Source organism: Kribbella sp. NPDC043289, assembly GCF_056436705.1.
In genome coordinates this window covers 584,590-601,053 of record NZ_JBWKCB010000005.1, presented here as the reverse complement: position 1 = coordinate 601,053, position 16,464 = coordinate 584,590, and the positions used below count along the sequence as shown (strand labels likewise).

Below are 16,464 nucleotides of genomic sequence, written 5' to 3'. Positions count from 1 at the left end.
CGATCGACCCCCCTCTTGACGACGCTGAACTCTTGACAGCGATGTGACCTAGGGAACATAGTCCTTCAACGCCTCAGTTAAGCGGTTTACCGCCCCAATCACAAGTGCAGCCCACTTCTCTTCGTCCATCGGTTAAACGCTTTAAAAGGAGTCCGATGTCATGATCAGCAAGCGGATCGCCGCCGCGCTGGCGGGTGCGACGACGGTGTCGCTCCTGCTGGTTGCCTGCGGCAACAACGGCGGCGGTCAGTCGTCCTCGTCGTCCGGCGACAGCGTCAAGAGCCTCACGGTCCTCGACTACTACAACAACGACCCGGACAAGTCCCTGGTGCAGAAGGGTCTCGACTCCTGCGCGTCGAAGCTCGGCATCACCATCCAGCGGGAGACGGTGCCTGGTGACACCTTGATCCAGAAGGTGCTGCAGCAGGCCTCGTCGAAGACGCTGCCGGACGTCCTGATGCTCGACAACCCCGACGTCCAGCAGATCGCCGCGACCGGTGCGCTCGCGCCGCTGAACGACCTGGGCCTGAGCAGCGACGGCGTCATCAAGGGCATGACCGACGCGACGTCGTACGACGGCAAGCTCTACGGGCTGGCGCCGGTGACGAACACGATCGCGTTGTTCTACAACACCCAGATGCTCAAGGAGGCCGGCGTCCAGCCGCCGAAGACCTGGGACGAGCTGAAGGCCGCGGCCAAGAAGCTGACCAAGCCCGGCCGGTACGGGATGGCGTTCAACGCGAACGCGACGTACGAGGGGTCGTGGCAGTTCCTGCCGGCGATGTGGACCAACGGTGGTGACGAGACCGACCTGAACAGCCCGCAGGTCTCCGAAGCCCTGCAGCTGTGGGTGGATCTGGTGAAGTCGGGGTCCGCGTCGAAGAGCGTCATCAACTGGACGCAGGGCGATGTGAAGGACCAGTTCGTGGCCGGCAAGGCCGCGATGATGATCAACGGCCCGTGGCAGATCCCGGCGCTGCAGAAGACGCCGAACGTGAAGTGGGACGTGGTCACGTTCCCGCTGAACAAGCCGGACCAGACGCCGGTCGCGCCGCTCGGCGGCGAGGCCTGGACGGTGCCGCTGAACAAGGACCAGGCCAAACAGCAGAAGGCCGCGGACTTCGTGAAGTGCCTGAACTCGGACGAGAACGAGCTGGCCTGGGCGAAGGCCCGGTTCACGATCCCGACCAAGACCGCCCTGCTCGACGAGTACGTCAAGGAGGTGCCGTCGATGAAGGCGTTCACCGAGCAGGTGAAGACCGCCCGGGCCCGGACCGGCAAGCTCGGCGACAAGTGGCCGGACGCCGCGAAGGTGATCTACCAGGCCATCCAGCTGGCGCTGACCGGTAAGGCCTCGGCCCAGGACGCCTTCAAGCAGGCCTCCGGCGGCTGATCGGCATGGTGACGCTCACACGAACGACGGTGGCCGGCCGCGCGCGGGTGCGCGGCCGGTACCACCGGGGTGAAAACCTCACCAAGGTGCTGTTCGTCCTGCCGGCCGCGGTGGCGATGACCGCGCTGTTCGGCTACCCGGTGGTGAAGAACCTGCTGATGAGCCTGCAGGACTACGGGCTGCGGACGTTCTTCACGGGGGACGCACCGTGGGTCGGACTGAAGAACTACAGCACGGTGGTGACCGACAACCTGTTCTCGGACGCGATGCTGAACACGGCGCTGTTCACGGTCGGGTCGATCGCGTTCCAGTTCGCCATCGGACTCGGGCTCGCGCTGTTTTTCCGAAACCGTTTTCCGCTCAGCGGCGTGCTGCGTTCGCTGCTCCTGCTGCCGTGGCTGCTGCCGCTGATCGTGTCCAGCGCGACCTGGCGGTCGATCCTCGAGCAGGACAGCGGCATCCTGAACCGGACGCTGATGGGCCTGCACCTGATCGGCGATCCGGTGCCGTGGCTGAACTCGCCGTCGGTGGCGCTGATCGCGGTGATCGGCGTGAACATCTGGATCGGAATCCCGTTCAACGTGACCCTGCTGTACGCCGGGCTCGCGGAGATCCCCGAAGAGCTCTACGAAGCCGGGCAGCTGGACGGCGCCACCGGCTGGCGGGCCTTCCGGTACATCACCTGGCCGAACCTGCGCTCGGTCGCGAGCGTGCTGCTGATGCTCGGGGTCGTCTACACGATCAAGGTGCTGGATATCATCCTCGGCCTCACCGGCGGAGGGCCGGCGAACGCGACCCAGACGCTGGCGACCCAGTCGTACGAGAAGTCGTTCGTGGACTTCCGGTTCGGCCAGGGCGCGGCCCTCAGCAACATCCTGATCGCGATCTCGTTCGTGTTCGCGATCTTCTACCTGCGCGGCACCCGGCGTGCCGTCGACGAGTAGGGCGGTTGCGGCCATGCACGTGCTCAGGCGACTTCCGCGACAAGTTCTAACGGCGTCTACGGATCAGGACAAAGGTGAACAGCGCCAGCGTGACAACGAACGCGAGCAGGCCGAACGGGAACACCGCCATCGAGTCGTAAAACTCCGCATCGGGCTCACCGTCGCAGTCGCAGGGTGTGAAGTGGTCGACGACGACCCAGGTCACAAAACCCACGATGGCGGCGCCGATCGGAACGAAACAGCCGAAGAGGAGACACGCATCGGCTCTGGACCGGGGTTCATCAGCCGTCCAATCGCTTCCCATCGGACGAGGTTACGTGACCTCGCCCGGTGCCGCTGGACTCGTCGGCAGAGCAGAGAAGGGAGGACACGATGCGACGTACGGCGTACACCGTGATCGGTGTGCTGATCCTGTGCGTGATGCTGTTCCCGGTCTACTGGATGGTGAACGCGTCGCTGCAGCCGTCCGGAAACACGCTGACGGCGGGTTTCCTGCCACTGCATCCAACGTTTTCCGGCTACCGCCGCGCGCTCGACGAGCAGGGCGGGAATCTCGTCACCAGCATGATCATCGCGGCCGGAACGGTCGTGCTCAGTCTGGCGATCGCGACCCCGGCCGCGTACGCGCTCTCGCAGTTCCGGTCCCGGTGGGTGTCGGTCGGGCTGCTGGCGATCCTGATCTCGCAGATGATCCCGGGGATCGTGATCGCGAACGCGCTCTACACGGCGTACGAACGGATCGGGTTGCTGAACTCGGTCCCGGGGCTGATCCTGGCGAACTGCAGCAGCGGCATCCCGTTCGCGATCCTGATCCTGCGGTCGTTCATGCTCTCGCTGCCGCCGTCGCTGGTGGAGGCGGCGCGGGTGGACGGCGCCGGGTTGTTCCGGGCGTTCATCGCGATCGTGCTGCCGATCAGCAAGAACTCGCTGATCACCGCGGGGCTGTTCAGTTTCCTGTTCTCCTGGAGCGATTTCCTGTTCGCGCTGACGCTGACCACCAAGGGCGGCGTCCGGCCGGTGACGCTGGGGATCTACCAGTACCTCGGCACGCAGGTGCAGAACTGGAACGCGGTGATGGCGACCGCGGTGCTCTCGGCGGTCCCGGCCATCGTGCTGCTGATCGCCGCACAGAAGTACATCGCCGCCGGTGCCATCGGCGGAGCCGTCAAATAACCCTTCCAGCTAAGGAAAAACTATGACGATTCGTGTACTCGTCTGGGGCGAGAACCGCCACGAGCAGGTCGAGCCGCACGTCCGGGAGATCTACCCCGACGGCATGCACGCCACGATCGCGGCCGGCATCGCCGAGAACCTTCCCGACGCCAAGGTGTCCACCACGACCCTCGACGAACCCGAGCACGGCCTGACCGAGGACGTGCTCACGAACACCGACGTACTGGTCTGGTGGGGCCACGCCGCGCATGGCGAGGTCGACGACAAGGTGGTCGAGCGCGTGTACCAGCACGTGCTGTCGGGTATGGGGCTGGTCGTGCTGCACTCCGGACACTGGTCGAAGATCTTCGGCAAGTTGATGGGTACGTCGTGCACCCTGCGCTGGCGCAGCGAGCGGGACCGCGAGCTGGTCTGGACGGTGAACCCGACGCACCCGATCGCCCAGGGTGTCCCGCACCCGATCGAGATCGAGCAGCAGGAGATGTACGGCGAGTTCTTCGACATCCCGGTGCCGGACGAACTGATCTTCGTGTCCTCGTTCTCCGGCGGGGAGGTATTCCGTTCCGGCTGCACGTTCCGCCGTGGGCACGGAAAGATCTTCTACTTCTCGCCGGGCGACCAGGACTTCCCGGTCTACGACCACAAGGACGTCCGTAAGGTGATCGCGAACGGGGTCGCGTGGGTGCGCACCGACCTGCCCGAGCGAAAGGTACCGACGTTGCTGCGTTACGAAACCGACGACTTCTTCAACGGACACGGGTACACCGGACCCATCGAGGAGCCTGCCGATGCCTGAACCCTTGCGACTGCTGCAGGCCGGAGCCGGTGGGATGGGCCGCGCCTGGTTGCGCACCATCGCCGCCAACCCCGACGTCGTCCTGGCCGGGCTCGTCGACCTGGACGTCGACGTGGCCCGGGCCGCGGCCGACGAGCACGGGTTCACCGACGTCCCGGTCGCCGCGTCGATCGACGAGCTGGCCGGCCAGGCCGACGCGCTGATCGACGTGACCGTCCCGCAGGCGCACCCGACGGTCAGCGTGCGGGCGCTGCAGCTCGGGCTCCCGGTGCTGTGCGAGAAGCCGCTGGCCGAGACGGTCCGGGAATGCCTCGGGATGGTCGCGGCCTCCGAGGTCACCGGCAAGCTGCTGATGGTCTCGCAGTCCCGCCGGTACTTCCGGGCGATCGCGGCGCTCGAGCGGCAGCTCGCCGAGCTCGGACCGATCGGGACGCTGACGTGTGAGTTCTACAAGGCGCCGCACTTCAGCGGGTTCCGCGAGCGGATGGCGGAGCCGCTGCTGGTGGACATGGCGATCCACCAGTTCGACCTGTCCCGCAAGCTGATCGGCTCCGAGCCGGTGTCGGTGTACTGCGAGTCGTACAACCCGTCCTGGAGCTGGTTCGACGGCAACGCGGCCGCGTCCGCGGTCTTCACGTACGTCGACGGCACCCGCTTCGCCTTCACCGGCAGCTGGTGCGCGGACGGCCTGGAGACGTCCTGGAACGGCCGCTGGCGGGCCAGCACTCCCGGCGGTACGGCGACCTGGGACGGCGACAACGCACCGGTCGCGGAGTCGGCGTCCGGCGAGTCCCTGCCTTCTGCACTGGGCGACGAACCGGAGGAGATCGCCGGCTCACTGGTCGAGTTCGTCGACGCGGTCCGGTCGTCGACGATCCCGCAGTCCGAGGTGCACTCCAACGTGATCAGCATCGCGATGGTGGAGGCCGCCGTACGCTCCGCGAACACCGGCGTACCGGTGCGGATCGCCGATGTGATCACCGACGCGTACGACGAGGCGCTGGCGACGATCGAGGACCCGGCGCTGCACGCGGCGCTGAAGGCCTGGCCCACTCCCCTGAAGGCGGTCGGTCTGCAGGACTGAGTCTTTCAGCTCCTGAAACGGGGCGGTGCGTACATTGCGCTTGCTGCAATGTGGGTACCGCCCTTTGACTTGAGGCATGGAGAGTTCGGTGTTTCGGGTCGAGAGCATGAGTGTGCCGGGTGGCACGGAGTCGATCGTGCGGGGTGGGCGGGACCTGTTCCCGTCGCTGCCGGCGGCGCTGCACGGGGTGGAGCGCATCGGCGTCCTCGGATGGGGGCCGCAAGGACGGGCGCAGGCGCTGAACCTGCGCGACTCGCTGGCTGGCAGTGGCATCACCGTCGCGGTGGGCCTGCGGCCGGGATCGAAGTCCGCGGCGGACGCACGGGCCGAGGGGTTCAGCGAGGCGGACGGGACGCTGGGGGACTGGCTCGAGGTCGCGGCCGCGTCCGACCTGGTCATCCTGCTGATCGCCGACGCCGCGCTGGCCGCGCACCACGAGGAGATCTTCGCGCGGCTCAAGCCCGGCGCGACCATTGGCCTGTCCCACGGTTTCCTGCTCGGTCACCTGACTGCGACCGGCGGTGACTTCCCGGCCGGGCATCCGGTGATCGCCGTGTGCCCGAAGGGGATGGGCGATTCGGTACGGCGCCTGTACCAGCAGGGCGCGACGGTCAACGGGGCCGGGATCAACGCGAGTATCGCGGTGCACGCCGATCCGGACGGGCACGCCACGGATCGCGCGCTGGCGTGGTCGATCGGCCTCGGCTCGCCGTACACGTTCGCGACCACGCTGGGCGACGAGTACCGCTCGGACATCGTCGGTGAACGGGCGATCCTGCTCGGTGCGGTGCACGGTCTGGTGGAGGCGCTCTACCGGCACTTCCGGATCGGCGGTGCGGACCCGGTGACGGCGTACGAGCGGTCGACCGAGGCGATCACCGGGCCGATCGCGCGGAGGATCTCGGACGACGGGATCGTGGCGGTGCGGGCGGCGACCGGTGACGTGGACCTGTTCGACCGCGCGTACTCCGCGGCGTACGGACCGGCCCGGGACCTGGTCGCGGAGATCTACGACGAGGTTGCCGACGGCACCGAACTGCGGAGCGTGATCCTGGCCGAGCAGCGGCTCGCGACCCGCCCGATGACCGAGATAGGCGGCAGTGAGATGTGGTCGCACAGCGCGGAGGTGCGGGCCCGTCGCGGTACGGCGCCGGCGGTGCTCGATCCGGTGACCGCGGGGCTGTTCGTGGCCACGATGATGGCGCAGGTCGACGAGTTCGCCGAGCGCGGGCACGCGTGGTCGGAGATCGTCAACGAGTCGGTCATCGAGGCGGTCGACTCGCTGCTCCCGTACATGCACGCCCGCGACGTCGCCTACATGGTCGACAACTGCTCCCGCACCGCGCGCCTCGGCACCCGTCGCTGGGGCCCGCGGTTCCAGGCGGCGTACGAGCAGATCGCCCTGCCGCACCTCGACAGCCCGGCCGATCCCGAACTGCTGAAGAGCTTCCTGGAGAACCCCGCCCACGAAGCACTCGCCGCCGCAGCCGAGCTCCGCCCCTCGGTCGACATCTCCGTCACCTCGTGAGGATCGGCAGCTCGACAGGACATGTCGGCGGATCCGGTGGGTGGTGAGAACCGGCTGAGCGTGGCGACGACGGGTAGTAGACGTATACGTACTGTCGAGATGCCGGACTTGCGGGAGTTGTCCGTCTAGCCTGGCGGGCATGAATTCTCAGATGACGCGGTCGCGGTTGGTGCCGATGCTGCCGCGGGACCCGCACGAGCCCGGCCGGACCGCGTCGTCGCTGGAGTTGTTCTTCGACCTGGTGTTCGTGGTGGCGGTGAGCGTCGCCGCGGCGCAGTTGCATCACGCGCTGTCCGAGGGGCACGTCGTCGAGGGCCTGCGGTCCTTCGCGATGGTGTTCTTCGCGATCTGGTGGGCGTGGATGAACTTCACCTGGTTCGCCACGTCCTTCGCGACCGACGACTGGCTCTACCGGCTGCTCACGATCGTCCAGATGAGCGGCGTCCTGGTGCTGGCGGCCGGCATCGAGAAGGTGTTCACCGAGCACGACTTCACCGTCGCCATCCTCGCGTACGTCGTCATGCGGGTGGCGATGATCGCGCAATGGTTGCGGGCGTCCCACTCGGCCGGGTCGAGCCGGCGGGCCACGCAGTTCTACGCCGGCGGGATCGCGATCGTCCAGGTGTTGTGGCTGGTGCTGCTGCTCCTGCCCGAGGCGATCCAGACACCTGTGCTGGTGCTGCTCGTGGCCGCCGAGCTCGCCGTACCGGTGATCGCCGAGCAGCGTGGGATGACGCCGTGGCACCCGCACCACATCACCGAGCGGTACAGCCTGTTCACGCTGATCCTGCTCGGTGAGAGCCTGCTCGCGTCCGCGAACGCGATCATCGAGGCGGTCCACGAGCACGAGGAGCTCGGCCCGTTGATCTCGCTCTCGGTGCTGACGCTGGTCGTCACGGCCGCGCTGTGGTGGATCTACTTCTGGCCGCCGCACCACACCGCGATCACGTCACTGTGGCGCTCGCTGCGGTACGGGTACGTGCACTACTTCGTGTTCGCCGCGGCCGGTGCGTTCTCGGCCGGGATCGAGGTGCAGATCGACCGGATCACCCATCACACCGAGCTGAGCGAGGTCGCCGCGTCCTTCACGGTGACGATCCCGATCGCGGTCTTCGTGCTCGGCATCTGGTGGATCGCGTTGCGCGACAACGCCGATCGCGTGGTGAACGCCGTCGTACCCGTGGGCGCGGTGCTGGTGTTGCTGGATCCGCTGATCCCGGTGCCGTTCGCGCTCACCGCCGTCTTCATGGCGGGGATCGTCGTCACGCTGGTCCTGCGTCCGCCGGTGCCGCGCGGCTAGGGGTTGCCGAGCTCCGCGAGGGCGGTGGCGACGCGGCCGTGGGCGGCGTCCAGGGCGGCGCGGGCCTCGGCGATCGGGGTTCCGGTGAGGAGATGGACCAGGGCGGGCTTCAGCTCGCCGTCGGAGGCGGCCAGCGCGGTCTCGCAGGCGGCCTCGTCGGCGCCGGTGGCCTCGCCGAGGATCCGGAGCATCCGGCCGCGGAGCTTCTTGTTGGTGGCGACCAGGTCGACCATCAGGTTGGACCAGGTGCGGCCGAGCTTGATCATCAGCGTCGTGGAGAACGCGTTCAGGATCATCTTCTGCGCGCTGCCGGCCTTCAGCCGGGTCGAGCCCGCGATCACCTCCGGGCCGGTGTCGGCGGCGATCACGATGTCGGCCAGCGGCGCCAGTGGGGCGTCGGGGTTCGACGTGACCAGAACGGTGGTCGCGCCGGCCGCGCGGGCGGCTTTCAAGGCGCCGGCGACGTACGGCGTGCTTCCGGAAGCGGCGAGGCCGACGACGAGATCCTGATCGGTCACGGCGGCCGCATCCGTGGCGCCGCCCTGCTCGGAGTCCTCGACGTTCTCGACCGCGCGCAGCAGCGCCTCCATGCCGCCGGCGTGGTGGGCGACCACCAGCCCCTCCGGCACGTGGAACGTGGGCAGCAGCTCGGCGGCGTCCAGCACCGCCAGGCGCCCTGATGTCCCGGCGCCGAAGTAATGCACCCGGCCGCCGCCACGGACCGCCTCGACGGCGGCGTCGACGGCCTTGGTCAGCTCCGGGATCACGGCTCCGACGGCGCCCGCGACCCGGGCGTCCTCGTTGTTGACCATCTGGAGGATCTCGGACGTGCCCACCGCATCGATGGCGAGCGTCCTCGGGTTGCGCTGCTCGGTCGGTGAGGTCACAGGATTGATGTTAGTTTTCTACTGAAGGATTTTCAATTCCGTTCATCCTTGACTAAACGGTTGACGTCACTCGGATCCTTTGAGCCGGTGCCCGCGGACCGAGGTAGCGGTCTCCTCGAGCGCCTTCCGGGCGTCCGGCAGCACCTGCTGCGCGACTCCGATGAAGAGGCAGTCGATCACCGTCAGTTGCGCGATCCGGCTGGACATCGCCCCGGAGCGGTACGTCGTCTCGCGGGCGGCCGTGGTGAGCACCAGGTCGGCCGTCTTGGCCAGCGGCGAGCGCGGGAAGTTGGTCACCGCGACCGTGGTGGCGCCGTGCTTGGCGGCCTCCTCGAGCGCTTCGACGACCTCGACCGTCGTGCCGGTGTGCGAGATGCCGATCGCCACGTCGCCGTCGCCGAGCAGGGCCGCGCTGGGCAGCGCGACGTGTACGTCGTTCCAGGCGAACGCGACGCGGCGGATCCGGTGCAGCTTCTGCTGCAGGTCCATCGCGACGAACGCGCTGGCGCCGAAGCCGTACAGGTCGACCCGCGGCGCCTTCACGACCGCTTCGACGACCTTGGCCAGCGTCGCCACGTCGACCTGCTGCGCGGTCTCGCGGACCGCCCGCTCGTCGGCGAACGCGACCTTGCCGACCACGTCGGCCAGCGAGTCACCGGGCTCGATGTCGCCGCCGACTTCCGGACGGACACTCTCCTGCGCCGACTGGGCCGCCAGCTGCAGGCGGAGCTGCGGATAGCCGGGGACGCCGATCTGCTTGCAGAACCGGATGACCGTGGTCTCCGAGGTGGACGCCACCTCGGCCAGTTCGGAGATCGTCATCGCCGCCACTCCGCCCGGGTCCGCGAGGACCGCGTTCGCCACCCGCTGCTCGGCCGGCGCCAGCGCGGGCATCACCGCGCGGACCCGGACCAGCAGCGGCCCCGTGGGTTCTGGAGAGGTTGTTGAATTCATGACAGCCACGGTACGGCGCCCATGCACGAGATGGGATCACCGACGCGAAAGTCTCCAACCTGTTGCGGTAAATGATTCCGGAGTGTGTTCACCGTCGAGAAGAACACCGTTCGCACTCGTGATCTTCACACCGTCGACGTACACGCCCCTGCCCTGGTAGAGCGGGTCGCTCGTGTACCGCCAGCGGACGATCCGCTGGCCGGCGCCCAGTTCCGCGGTCACCTGGTGCCAGTGCCGGTCACCCGAACCGCTGATCGAACCGTCGGTGTCGACCATCGATCCCCGGTCCCGCACCGTGAACGGCACCTTGGTCCACGTCGATCCGTCCGTGGAGGTCTCCAGGTACAGCAGGTCCGTGTCCTCGGTGTCGACGAACAGGTCGAACGCGAGCTTCGCGCCACCCAGAGGTACGACGACCTTCGTGGACAGCGTGCTGGTCGCGTTGTCCGTCGTACCGGAGAACCAGGAGTCCTTGCCGTGCCGTGGGCCGACGCCGAGGGCCAGCGCGAGGCCTTGGGCGACCGCGCGGCGGGCCGGGTTGTTGCTGCCCCAGTCCCGGCTCGGGTGCACGCGGTTGGTGAGCAGGATCGCGAACGAGCGGGAATCGAAGTCGATCACGATCGACGTGCCGGTGTAGCCGGTGTGGCCGGCGGTGCGGGGGCCGGACAGGCCGCCCATGTACCAGCGCTGGTTGAGCTCGAAGCCCAGGCCGTGGTCGTTGCCCGGGAAACCCTGGTTGAAGTTCGTGATCATCGCGGTGACCGAGGATTCCTTGAGGATCCGGGCGCCGCGGTAGCTGCCGCCGTTCAGGAAGGTCTGCGCCAGCACCGCCATGTCGTCGGCCGTGCTGAACACGCCCGCGTGTCCGGCGACGCCACCGAGTGACCAGGCGTTCTCGTCGTGGACCGAGCCCCACACCATCCCGCGCGGGGGCGAGCTCTGGAACTCCGTGGCGGCGATCCGCGGCTTCTTCTTCGGGTCCGGGTTGTAGCCGGTGTCGCGCATCTGCAGCGGTTTGGTGATCCCGTCGGCGACCAGCTTGTCGAGCGGCTTGCCGGTCACCCGGTGCGCGAGCTCGCCGAGCGCGATCAGGTTCAGGTCGCTGTAGAGGTACTTCGTTCCCGGCGGGTCCTGCAGTTTCGCGGTCAGCGCGAGGTGCAGCCGTTCCTCGGGGGTCTTGCCGGTGCTCCACAGCGGGAGCCAGGACGGAAATCCACTGGTGTGCGTGAGGGCTTGCCGGACGGTGACGGTTTCCTTGCCGTTTTCCGCGAACTCCGGGATGTACGTCGCGATCGGCGCGTCCAGGTCGACCTTGCTCTTCTCGACCAGCTGCAGCACGACGATCGACGTGAACAGCTTGGACACCGAGGCCATGTCGAAGATCGTGTCGGTGCGCATCGGGATCTGCTCGTTCGCCGGCAGCTCGGTGCCCTGACCGTCGGCGTACTTGACCGCCTGGCCGGTGGCCGTCCGGGTGACGATGTTCCCGTCGTGACCGAGCAGCGTGACGGCACCGGCGTACAGCGGTTTCGCCGTACCGCTCGGTTGCGTCCAGGCGGCGACCTGGGACAGCGCGGCGTCGATCGGCGCCGGGTCCAGGCCGGCCTTCGCCGGGGTCGCGTCGCGCAGCAGCGTGGTCTTCGGCGCGTACCCGGTGTACGGGTGGTCGAACCGGCCGGAATTGTTGCTGCCAGCAACGGCAGGGGTTGCCATCGTGAGTATCACCGCTGAAGTCGTCGTGATCGCGGCCCACCGTTTCATCGGTGAGCTCCCTTGTAGAGCAGGTACTTCGCCCGCCGGGCCGTCCAGGCGTCCGTCTCGGACTTCCAGGCTGCCACGATCTCTTCGGCGGTCGCATCGGCCGAAAGCATGGTCCGGAACCGATCGGATCCGGTCAGCAGATCGATCCACCGGCCGGGTGGGGTCTCCGCCCGCCAGGTGAACTCCGGGTAGAGCTTACGGGCCTCGACGATCATGTGCGTCGCGGCCGTGATCGCCTCGACCCGGTGCGGGTCGGTGATCTGGACCTGGACGCCGCCGCACAGCACGTTGGCGTTCTTGCTGATGGTCGGCGTGAAGTACGCCTCGCGGAACGCGATTCCGGGGATTTCCTTGGCCTGCAGCGCCTCGGTCCACCGGTAGTCGACGTACGGCGCTCCGATCAGCTCGAACGGTCGTGTCGTACCGCGGCCCTCGGACATGTTGGTCGCCTCGAACAGGCACAGGCCCGGGTACAGCAGTGCGGTGTCCGGGGTGGGCATGTTCGGGCTCGGCATCACCCAGGAAACCCCGGTGTCGGCGGCCAGCTGGTCGCGCTTCCAGTTCCTCGCCTCGATCACGGTCAGTTGCTTCAGCCGGCCGCCGTTCGGCTCCAGCGGCAGGTATTCCGCGTCGAACATCCGGGCCAGCTCACCGACGGTCATGCCGTGCTGCTGGAGGATCTCCTTCTTGCCGACGCCGGAGGTGAAACCGGGTTTGAGCATCGGGCCGCGGGCGTAGCCGCCGACTGGGTTCGGCCGGTCCAGGACGACGAACCGCGCGCCGGTGCGGACCGCGGCGAGCATCGCCTCGAACATCGTCCAGATGTAGGTGTAGAACCGTGCGCCGACGTCCTGGATGTCGAAGACAACGGTTTCCACCCCGGACTTCGCGTACAGGGCGGCGAGCTTGTCCGCGTTCGCGCCGTACGCGTCGTACACCATGATCCCGGTGCGCGGATCGACGTGGTCGCCCTCCGAGCCACCGGCCTGCGCGCTGCCGCGGAAACCGTGTTCGGGGCCGAACACGGCGACGATGTCCACCTTCCCGGACGCGTGCATGGTGTCCACGACGTGCTGGAAGTCGGACAGGATGCCGGTCGGGTTGCTGATCACGCCGACCTTCTGACCGGCCAGCGCCCGCCAGCCGTCGGCGGCCAGCACCTCGGCTCCGGTCAGGACCGGTCGGCTGGACACCGCCGTCCCGTCGGGCACCGCCTGCGCGGCGGGTACGTCGAGCAGTGGGGCGGCGGCGAGGGCGCCGGCGCCGGCGAGCAGATTGCGTCGCTTCATGAGGTCTCCTCGGGGCAGGGGCTTGGAGGCGTGACAGGACGGGTCACGGGCGGAAAGAGAGATGGGCGATCATCGGCCGGTGGTCGCTGGCGGCCTGCGCGACCGGGACCTCGGCGGGCACCTCGGCGTGCAGGACGTGCAAACCGGAGCCGACGGTCACGAAGTCGATCCGCTTGTCGGCGGCGACCGCGGGGTAGGTGTCCGGACCGCCGGTCGTCGAACCGGCCGCCGTCCAGGAGTCCGAGAGCTTGCGCCACAGGCCCGCGAGCTCGGGTGCGCCGGCCTCCGCGTTGAAGTCGCCGACGAGGATCTGTAGGTCCTGCCTACGGTCGGCGGCGAGCATCTTCACGGTGTCGGCGACCTGAGCCTGGCGGACCGACGGATCGGCCCGGTAGTCCAGGTGCGTGCAGTACACGTGCAGCCGCCGCCCGCGGACGTCCAGCTCCGCCTCGAGGAACCCGGGCGCCGGAGCCGGTACCGGGTTCGGGTCCTGCGTCGAGAGCCGCGTGATCGAGTGGTTCTCGGTGCGGACCAGCGGGAAGCGGGAGAGCAGGCCGACGCCGTACTGGCGCCGCGGCTGACCGGCCGCCGGCGGGTCGAAATCGTAGATCGGGGCGAACGCCGGGTGCATGCCGAGTTCGGCGCCGAGTTCGGCGAGGGTGTCCAGCCACTGGCTGCGGTCGCCCCAATGCACGTCGACTTCCTGCAGGCCGATGATGTCCGCGTCCAGCGCCTTCAGCGCCTGCGCGGTGCGGTCGAGGTCGAAGACGTTGTCTTCCCCGGCGCCGGCGTGAATGTTGTACGACGCAACGGTCAGCGAGGTCTGCCGGGCGTCGAAGGTCAGGCCGTGGCCGAACGGGTGCAGGACCGGAGCCGGGTCCGGACTGTTCGGGTCCGGCTTGGCCGGGATCTCCACCGGGAGCTTGCCGGTCGGGGCGATCTCGCCGTACAGCACCTTCGCGAGGGCTGCCATCGACGGTGCGGTGGAGCCGTACGTGACGAGCGTGGTCGGCGCCGGCCCGAAGTACGCGACGTCGTACGGGTCGCGGACCGGGACGACGATCACCGGGCGACCGGTGCCGAGTAGTCCGTTGACGAGCTTCTGCTGTTTGGCCAGCTTGTCGGTGACCTCGGTGTCCCAGGCTTTGTTGGTGAGGACAACGGTGAGGTCGGCCTGGGCGGTCGCGGCGAGGGCGTCGGCGATCTTGGCGTCGGTCGGCGTGGTGCCGGTGTCCTTCACGATCGTCGTCGCGCCATGGGTCTGCAGGGCGGTCGCGAGCGCGGCCGGGCCGTACCCGGTGACCAGGATCGTGCGTGGCGCGGGGGAGAGCGGCAGCAGTCCGGCATCGTTGCGCAGCAGCGTCGTACTGCGGTCCGCGATCAGCTGGGCCTCGGCGTAGTTGGCCGGCGTACCGACGATCTGCGCGACCCGGGACACGTCGACGTACGGCCGGTCGACCAGGCCGCCCGCGTGCTTCAGCGCGAGGATGCGGGTGACGCTCTCGTCGATCCGGGCTTCGCTGATCCGGCCGCCGCGGACCGCGGCGAGGACCGAGTTGTAGGCGAGCCCGGGATCGACCGGCATCAGCAGCTGGTCGACGCCGGCCTCGATCGCGCGCAGCGGGATCTCCGCGTCGCCGTACTTGTCCCGGACGCCCTGCATGCCGAGTGAGTCGGTGATCACGACGCCGTCGAACCGGAGCTGCTCGCGCAGGATCCCGGTCAGGATCGGCCGGCTCAACGTCGCCGGGTCGCCGGACGGATCGAGCGCGGGTACGACGATGTGCGCGGTCATGATCGACTGGATGCCGGCCCGGATCGCGGCCTGGAACGGGGGCAGGTCGATGCGGGTCCACTCGTCGCGGGTGTGCCCGATGACCGGGATGCCGGTGTGGCTGTCGGTGGCGGTGTCGCCGTGTCCGGGGAAGTGTTTCGCGGTCGACACGATCCCGCCGTCGCGCTGGTAGCCCTTCACCTGCCCGGCGACGAGTTCGGCGACCAGCGCCGGGTCGGACGAGACCGAGCGGACCCCGATCACTGGGTTCAGCGGATTCACGTTGACGTCGGCGTCCGGGGCGAAGTCGGTGGTGATACCAAGGGACTTCAGCTCCCGTCCGGCGATCGCACCGGCCGCGCGGGCGAACGCCGCCGACCGGGTCGCGCCGAGCGCCATGCCACCCGGGAACTGCGTCGCGGGCGGTCCGACCCGGACGACCGAGCCGTACTCCTGGTCGGTGCCGATCTGCAGCGGGATCCCGTTGTTCGCGATCGCGGCGGCCTGCAGACCGTTGGACAGGCCCGCGATCTGCTGCGGGTTGCGGACCGAGTCGGTCCAGGTGAAGTAGATGACGCCGCCGAGGTTGTACTTGCGCACCACTTCGGCCGGCGTCGCGACGCCGTACAGGCTGGTGTTGCGGGCGTCGGCGGTGTCGGCGGCGGGGCCGTAGGCGTAGCAGACGAACAGCTGGCCGACCTTCTGTTCCAGCGTCATCCGCCGCAGGGTCTCGCGGACCCAGCGGTCGGTGCCGGCCTGGGTCTGGGCGTTCGCGGTCGTCGTCGTGGCAACCGTCGATCCTGCGACGGCGGCCGCCGCGAGTCCGAGGGTCTGGCGTCGGGTCAGTTCCATGGGTGTCACCAACTCCTTGCGGGCGGGCAGGGGCGAGCGCCAAAGTAAGTGAATTACAGATACTTCCCCGAGACGCGAAAGTTACCCACGCGCGCACGGTGGGTCAAGAGTCGATGACACGTAGTGGACCGCCCAGCTCGATCCGCGCTCCGACCGGCGCCGCAAGGGCGACAAGGCCACCCGTGCACGGCAGGTAGGTCACCTCGAGCTCGGGCGCGGATGCTACGACTCCGCCGCCGATCGGAACCTCCCGCCGAAGCCCTCGCAACCCGACCCCGAGCGCCTTCCCGACTGCTTCCTTGGCCGTCCAGAGGTGTAGGAAGGCGTCCAGCTGATCGGGCCGGCTGTTCATCCATGCCGACTCGGACGCGGTGAACCAGCGGTTCGCGAGCGGGACGATGTCCCGGGGCTCACGTTCTTCGAGGTCGATCCCGAGCGGACCGTCGTACGACGCGGCGACGGCGATCAGGTGGTGGGTCCGGGACACGCTCACCGCCAGCCCGGGGATCTCCGGCCGACCGCTCTCGTCGTGGTCGAGGGTCGGGTCGTCGACCATCGTCCCCGCCAGCTCGAGCAACAGCTCGTGGGCGTCTCCAGCCGGCGCGAGCCACACATGCACGGAAGCACCCACCGCATGAAGGTAGCCCAGGTCTCGTCACGGGGAGTCTTGTCGACAAATTGCCTAACGGAACTGGTCCTCTCGATGGAGCCGGAACTGGATCTGTAGGG

At 68.4% G+C, this 16,464-nt stretch carries 14 protein-coding genes; 7 read left to right on the top strand and 7 right to left on the bottom strand.

Features of this window, described 5'->3' with window-relative positions:
• Positions 1–160: 160 nt before the first annotated feature.
• Complete coding sequence (locus tag AC0662_RS30605) at positions 161–1,393, top strand: sugar ABC transporter substrate-binding protein (RefSeq protein WP_452203082.1); 1,233 nt, start codon at positions 161–163, stop codon at positions 1,391–1,393.
• A 5-nt stretch (positions 1,394–1,398) separates the two neighbouring features.
• Positions 1,399–2,337 (top strand): carbohydrate ABC transporter permease, encoded by a 939-nt coding sequence (locus AC0662_RS30600; RefSeq protein WP_478304978.1) that lies wholly within the window; start codon positions 1,399–1,401, stop codon positions 2,335–2,337.
• Positions 2,338–2,383: 46 nt separating this feature from the next.
• Here AC0662_RS30600 and AC0662_RS30595 read toward each other — a convergent pair whose 3' ends face one another.
• The gene (locus AC0662_RS30595) at positions 2,384–2,542 is read right to left on the bottom strand and encodes a hypothetical protein (protein ID WP_452203079.1); all 159 of its coding nucleotides are present in this window, start codon (positions 2,540–2,542) and stop codon (positions 2,384–2,386) included.
• 167 nt (positions 2,543–2,709) lie between these two features.
• On the opposite strand from AC0662_RS30595, the gene AC0662_RS30590 reads away from it, so the two are divergent.
• The 5 genes from AC0662_RS30590 to AC0662_RS30570 all read left to right on the top strand — a co-directional run bounded on the left by AC0662_RS30590 (position 2,710) and on the right by AC0662_RS30570 (position 8,218).
• The gene (locus AC0662_RS30590) at positions 2,710–3,510 is read left to right on the top strand and encodes a carbohydrate ABC transporter permease (RefSeq protein WP_452203077.1); all 801 of its coding nucleotides are present in this window, start codon (positions 2,710–2,712) and stop codon (positions 3,508–3,510) included.
• A 22-nt stretch (positions 3,511–3,532) separates the two neighbouring features.
• A complete protein-coding gene (locus tag AC0662_RS30585; protein ID WP_478304976.1) occupies positions 3,533–4,306 on the top strand; it encodes a ThuA domain-containing protein in 774 nt (257 codons plus the stop codon).
• Positions 4,299–5,390, top strand: coding sequence for a Gfo/Idh/MocA family protein (locus AC0662_RS30580; protein ID WP_478304974.1), 1,092 nt, complete (start codon positions 4,299–4,301; stop codon positions 5,388–5,390). The genes AC0662_RS30585 and AC0662_RS30580 overlap by 8 nt, the downstream gene beginning before the upstream one ends.
• A gap of 76 nt (positions 5,391–5,466) precedes the next feature.
• Complete coding sequence (locus AC0662_RS30575) at positions 5,467–6,918, top strand: ketol-acid reductoisomerase (protein WP_478304972.1); 1,452 nt, start codon at positions 5,467–5,469, stop codon at positions 6,916–6,918.
• Between the two features lie 139 nt (positions 6,919–7,057).
• On the top strand, positions 7,058–8,218 hold the full coding sequence (locus tag AC0662_RS30570) for a low temperature requirement protein A (RefSeq protein ID WP_452203069.1): 1,161 nt from the start codon (positions 7,058–7,060) through the stop codon (positions 8,216–8,218).
• Here the strand turns inward: AC0662_RS30570 and murQ are convergent.
• The 6 genes from murQ to AC0662_RS30540 form a co-directional block, all read right to left on the bottom strand.
• Entirely contained in the window at positions 8,215–9,105 is an 891-nt protein-coding gene (gene murQ / locus AC0662_RS30565; protein ID WP_452203067.1) for an N-acetylmuramic acid 6-phosphate etherase, read from the bottom strand. The genes AC0662_RS30570 and murQ overlap by 4 nt on opposite strands.
• Positions 9,106–9,171: 66 nt before the next feature.
• Complete coding sequence (locus AC0662_RS30560) at positions 9,172–10,059, bottom strand: MurR/RpiR family transcriptional regulator (RefSeq protein ID WP_452203065.1); 888 nt, start codon at positions 10,057–10,059, stop codon at positions 9,172–9,174.
• 36 nt (positions 10,060–10,095) lie between these two features.
• Positions 10,096–11,820, bottom strand: coding sequence for a serine hydrolase domain-containing protein (locus AC0662_RS30555; RefSeq protein WP_478304969.1), 1,725 nt, complete (start codon positions 11,818–11,820; stop codon positions 10,096–10,098).
• Positions 11,817–13,109, bottom strand: a complete 1,293-nt coding sequence (locus AC0662_RS30550; RefSeq protein WP_478304967.1) for an exo-beta-N-acetylmuramidase NamZ family protein — start codon at positions 13,107–13,109, stop codon at positions 11,817–11,819. Before AC0662_RS30550 ends, AC0662_RS30555 begins: the two co-directional genes overlap by 4 nt.
• Positions 13,110–13,152: 43 nt before the next feature.
• Positions 13,153–15,735, bottom strand: a complete 2,583-nt coding sequence (locus tag AC0662_RS30545) for a glycoside hydrolase family 3 N-terminal domain-containing protein (RefSeq protein WP_478304965.1) — start codon at positions 15,733–15,735, stop codon at positions 13,153–13,155.
• Positions 15,736–15,838: 103 nt separating this feature from the next.
• Positions 15,839–16,366, bottom strand: a complete 528-nt coding sequence (locus AC0662_RS30540; RefSeq protein ID WP_478304963.1) for a 4'-phosphopantetheinyl transferase family protein — start codon at positions 16,364–16,366, stop codon at positions 15,839–15,841.
• Positions 16,367–16,464: the final 98 nt, after the last annotated feature.

Bases quoted from the DNA above. Each gene is read 5' to 3' on its own strand.
- AC0662_RS30545 (WP_478304965.1), bottom strand. From the start codon at position 15,735: ATGGAACTGACCCGACGCCAGACCCTCGGACTCGCGGCGGCCGCCGTC.
- AC0662_RS30590 (WP_452203077.1), top strand. From the start codon at position 2,710: ATGCGACGTACGGCGTACACCGTGATCGGTGTGCTGATCCTGTGCGTG.
- AC0662_RS30570 (WP_452203069.1), top strand. From the start codon at position 7,058: ATGAATTCTCAGATGACGCGGTCGCGGTTGGTGCCGATGCTGCCGCGG.
- AC0662_RS30550 (WP_478304967.1), bottom strand. From the start codon at position 13,109: ATGAAGCGACGCAATCTGCTCGCCGGCGCCGGCGCCCTCGCCGCCGCC.
- AC0662_RS30605 (WP_452203082.1), top strand. From the start codon at position 161: ATGATCAGCAAGCGGATCGCCGCCGCGCTGGCGGGTGCGACGACGGTG.
- AC0662_RS30555 (WP_478304969.1), bottom strand. From the start codon at position 11,820: ATGAAACGGTGGGCCGCGATCACGACGACTTCAGCGGTGATACTCACG.
- AC0662_RS30575 (WP_478304972.1), top strand. From the start codon at position 5,467: ATGGAGAGTTCGGTGTTTCGGGTCGAGAGCATGAGTGTGCCGGGTGGC.
- AC0662_RS30580 (WP_478304974.1), top strand. From the start codon at position 4,299: ATGCCTGAACCCTTGCGACTGCTGCAGGCCGGAGCCGGTGGGATGGGC.
- AC0662_RS30560 (WP_452203065.1), bottom strand. From the start codon at position 10,059: ATGAATTCAACAACCTCTCCAGAACCCACGGGGCCGCTGCTGGTCCGG.
- AC0662_RS30600 (WP_478304978.1), top strand. From the start codon at position 1,399: ATGGTGACGCTCACACGAACGACGGTGGCCGGCCGCGCGCGGGTGCGC.
- AC0662_RS30585 (WP_478304976.1), top strand. From the start codon at position 3,533: ATGACGATTCGTGTACTCGTCTGGGGCGAGAACCGCCACGAGCAGGTC.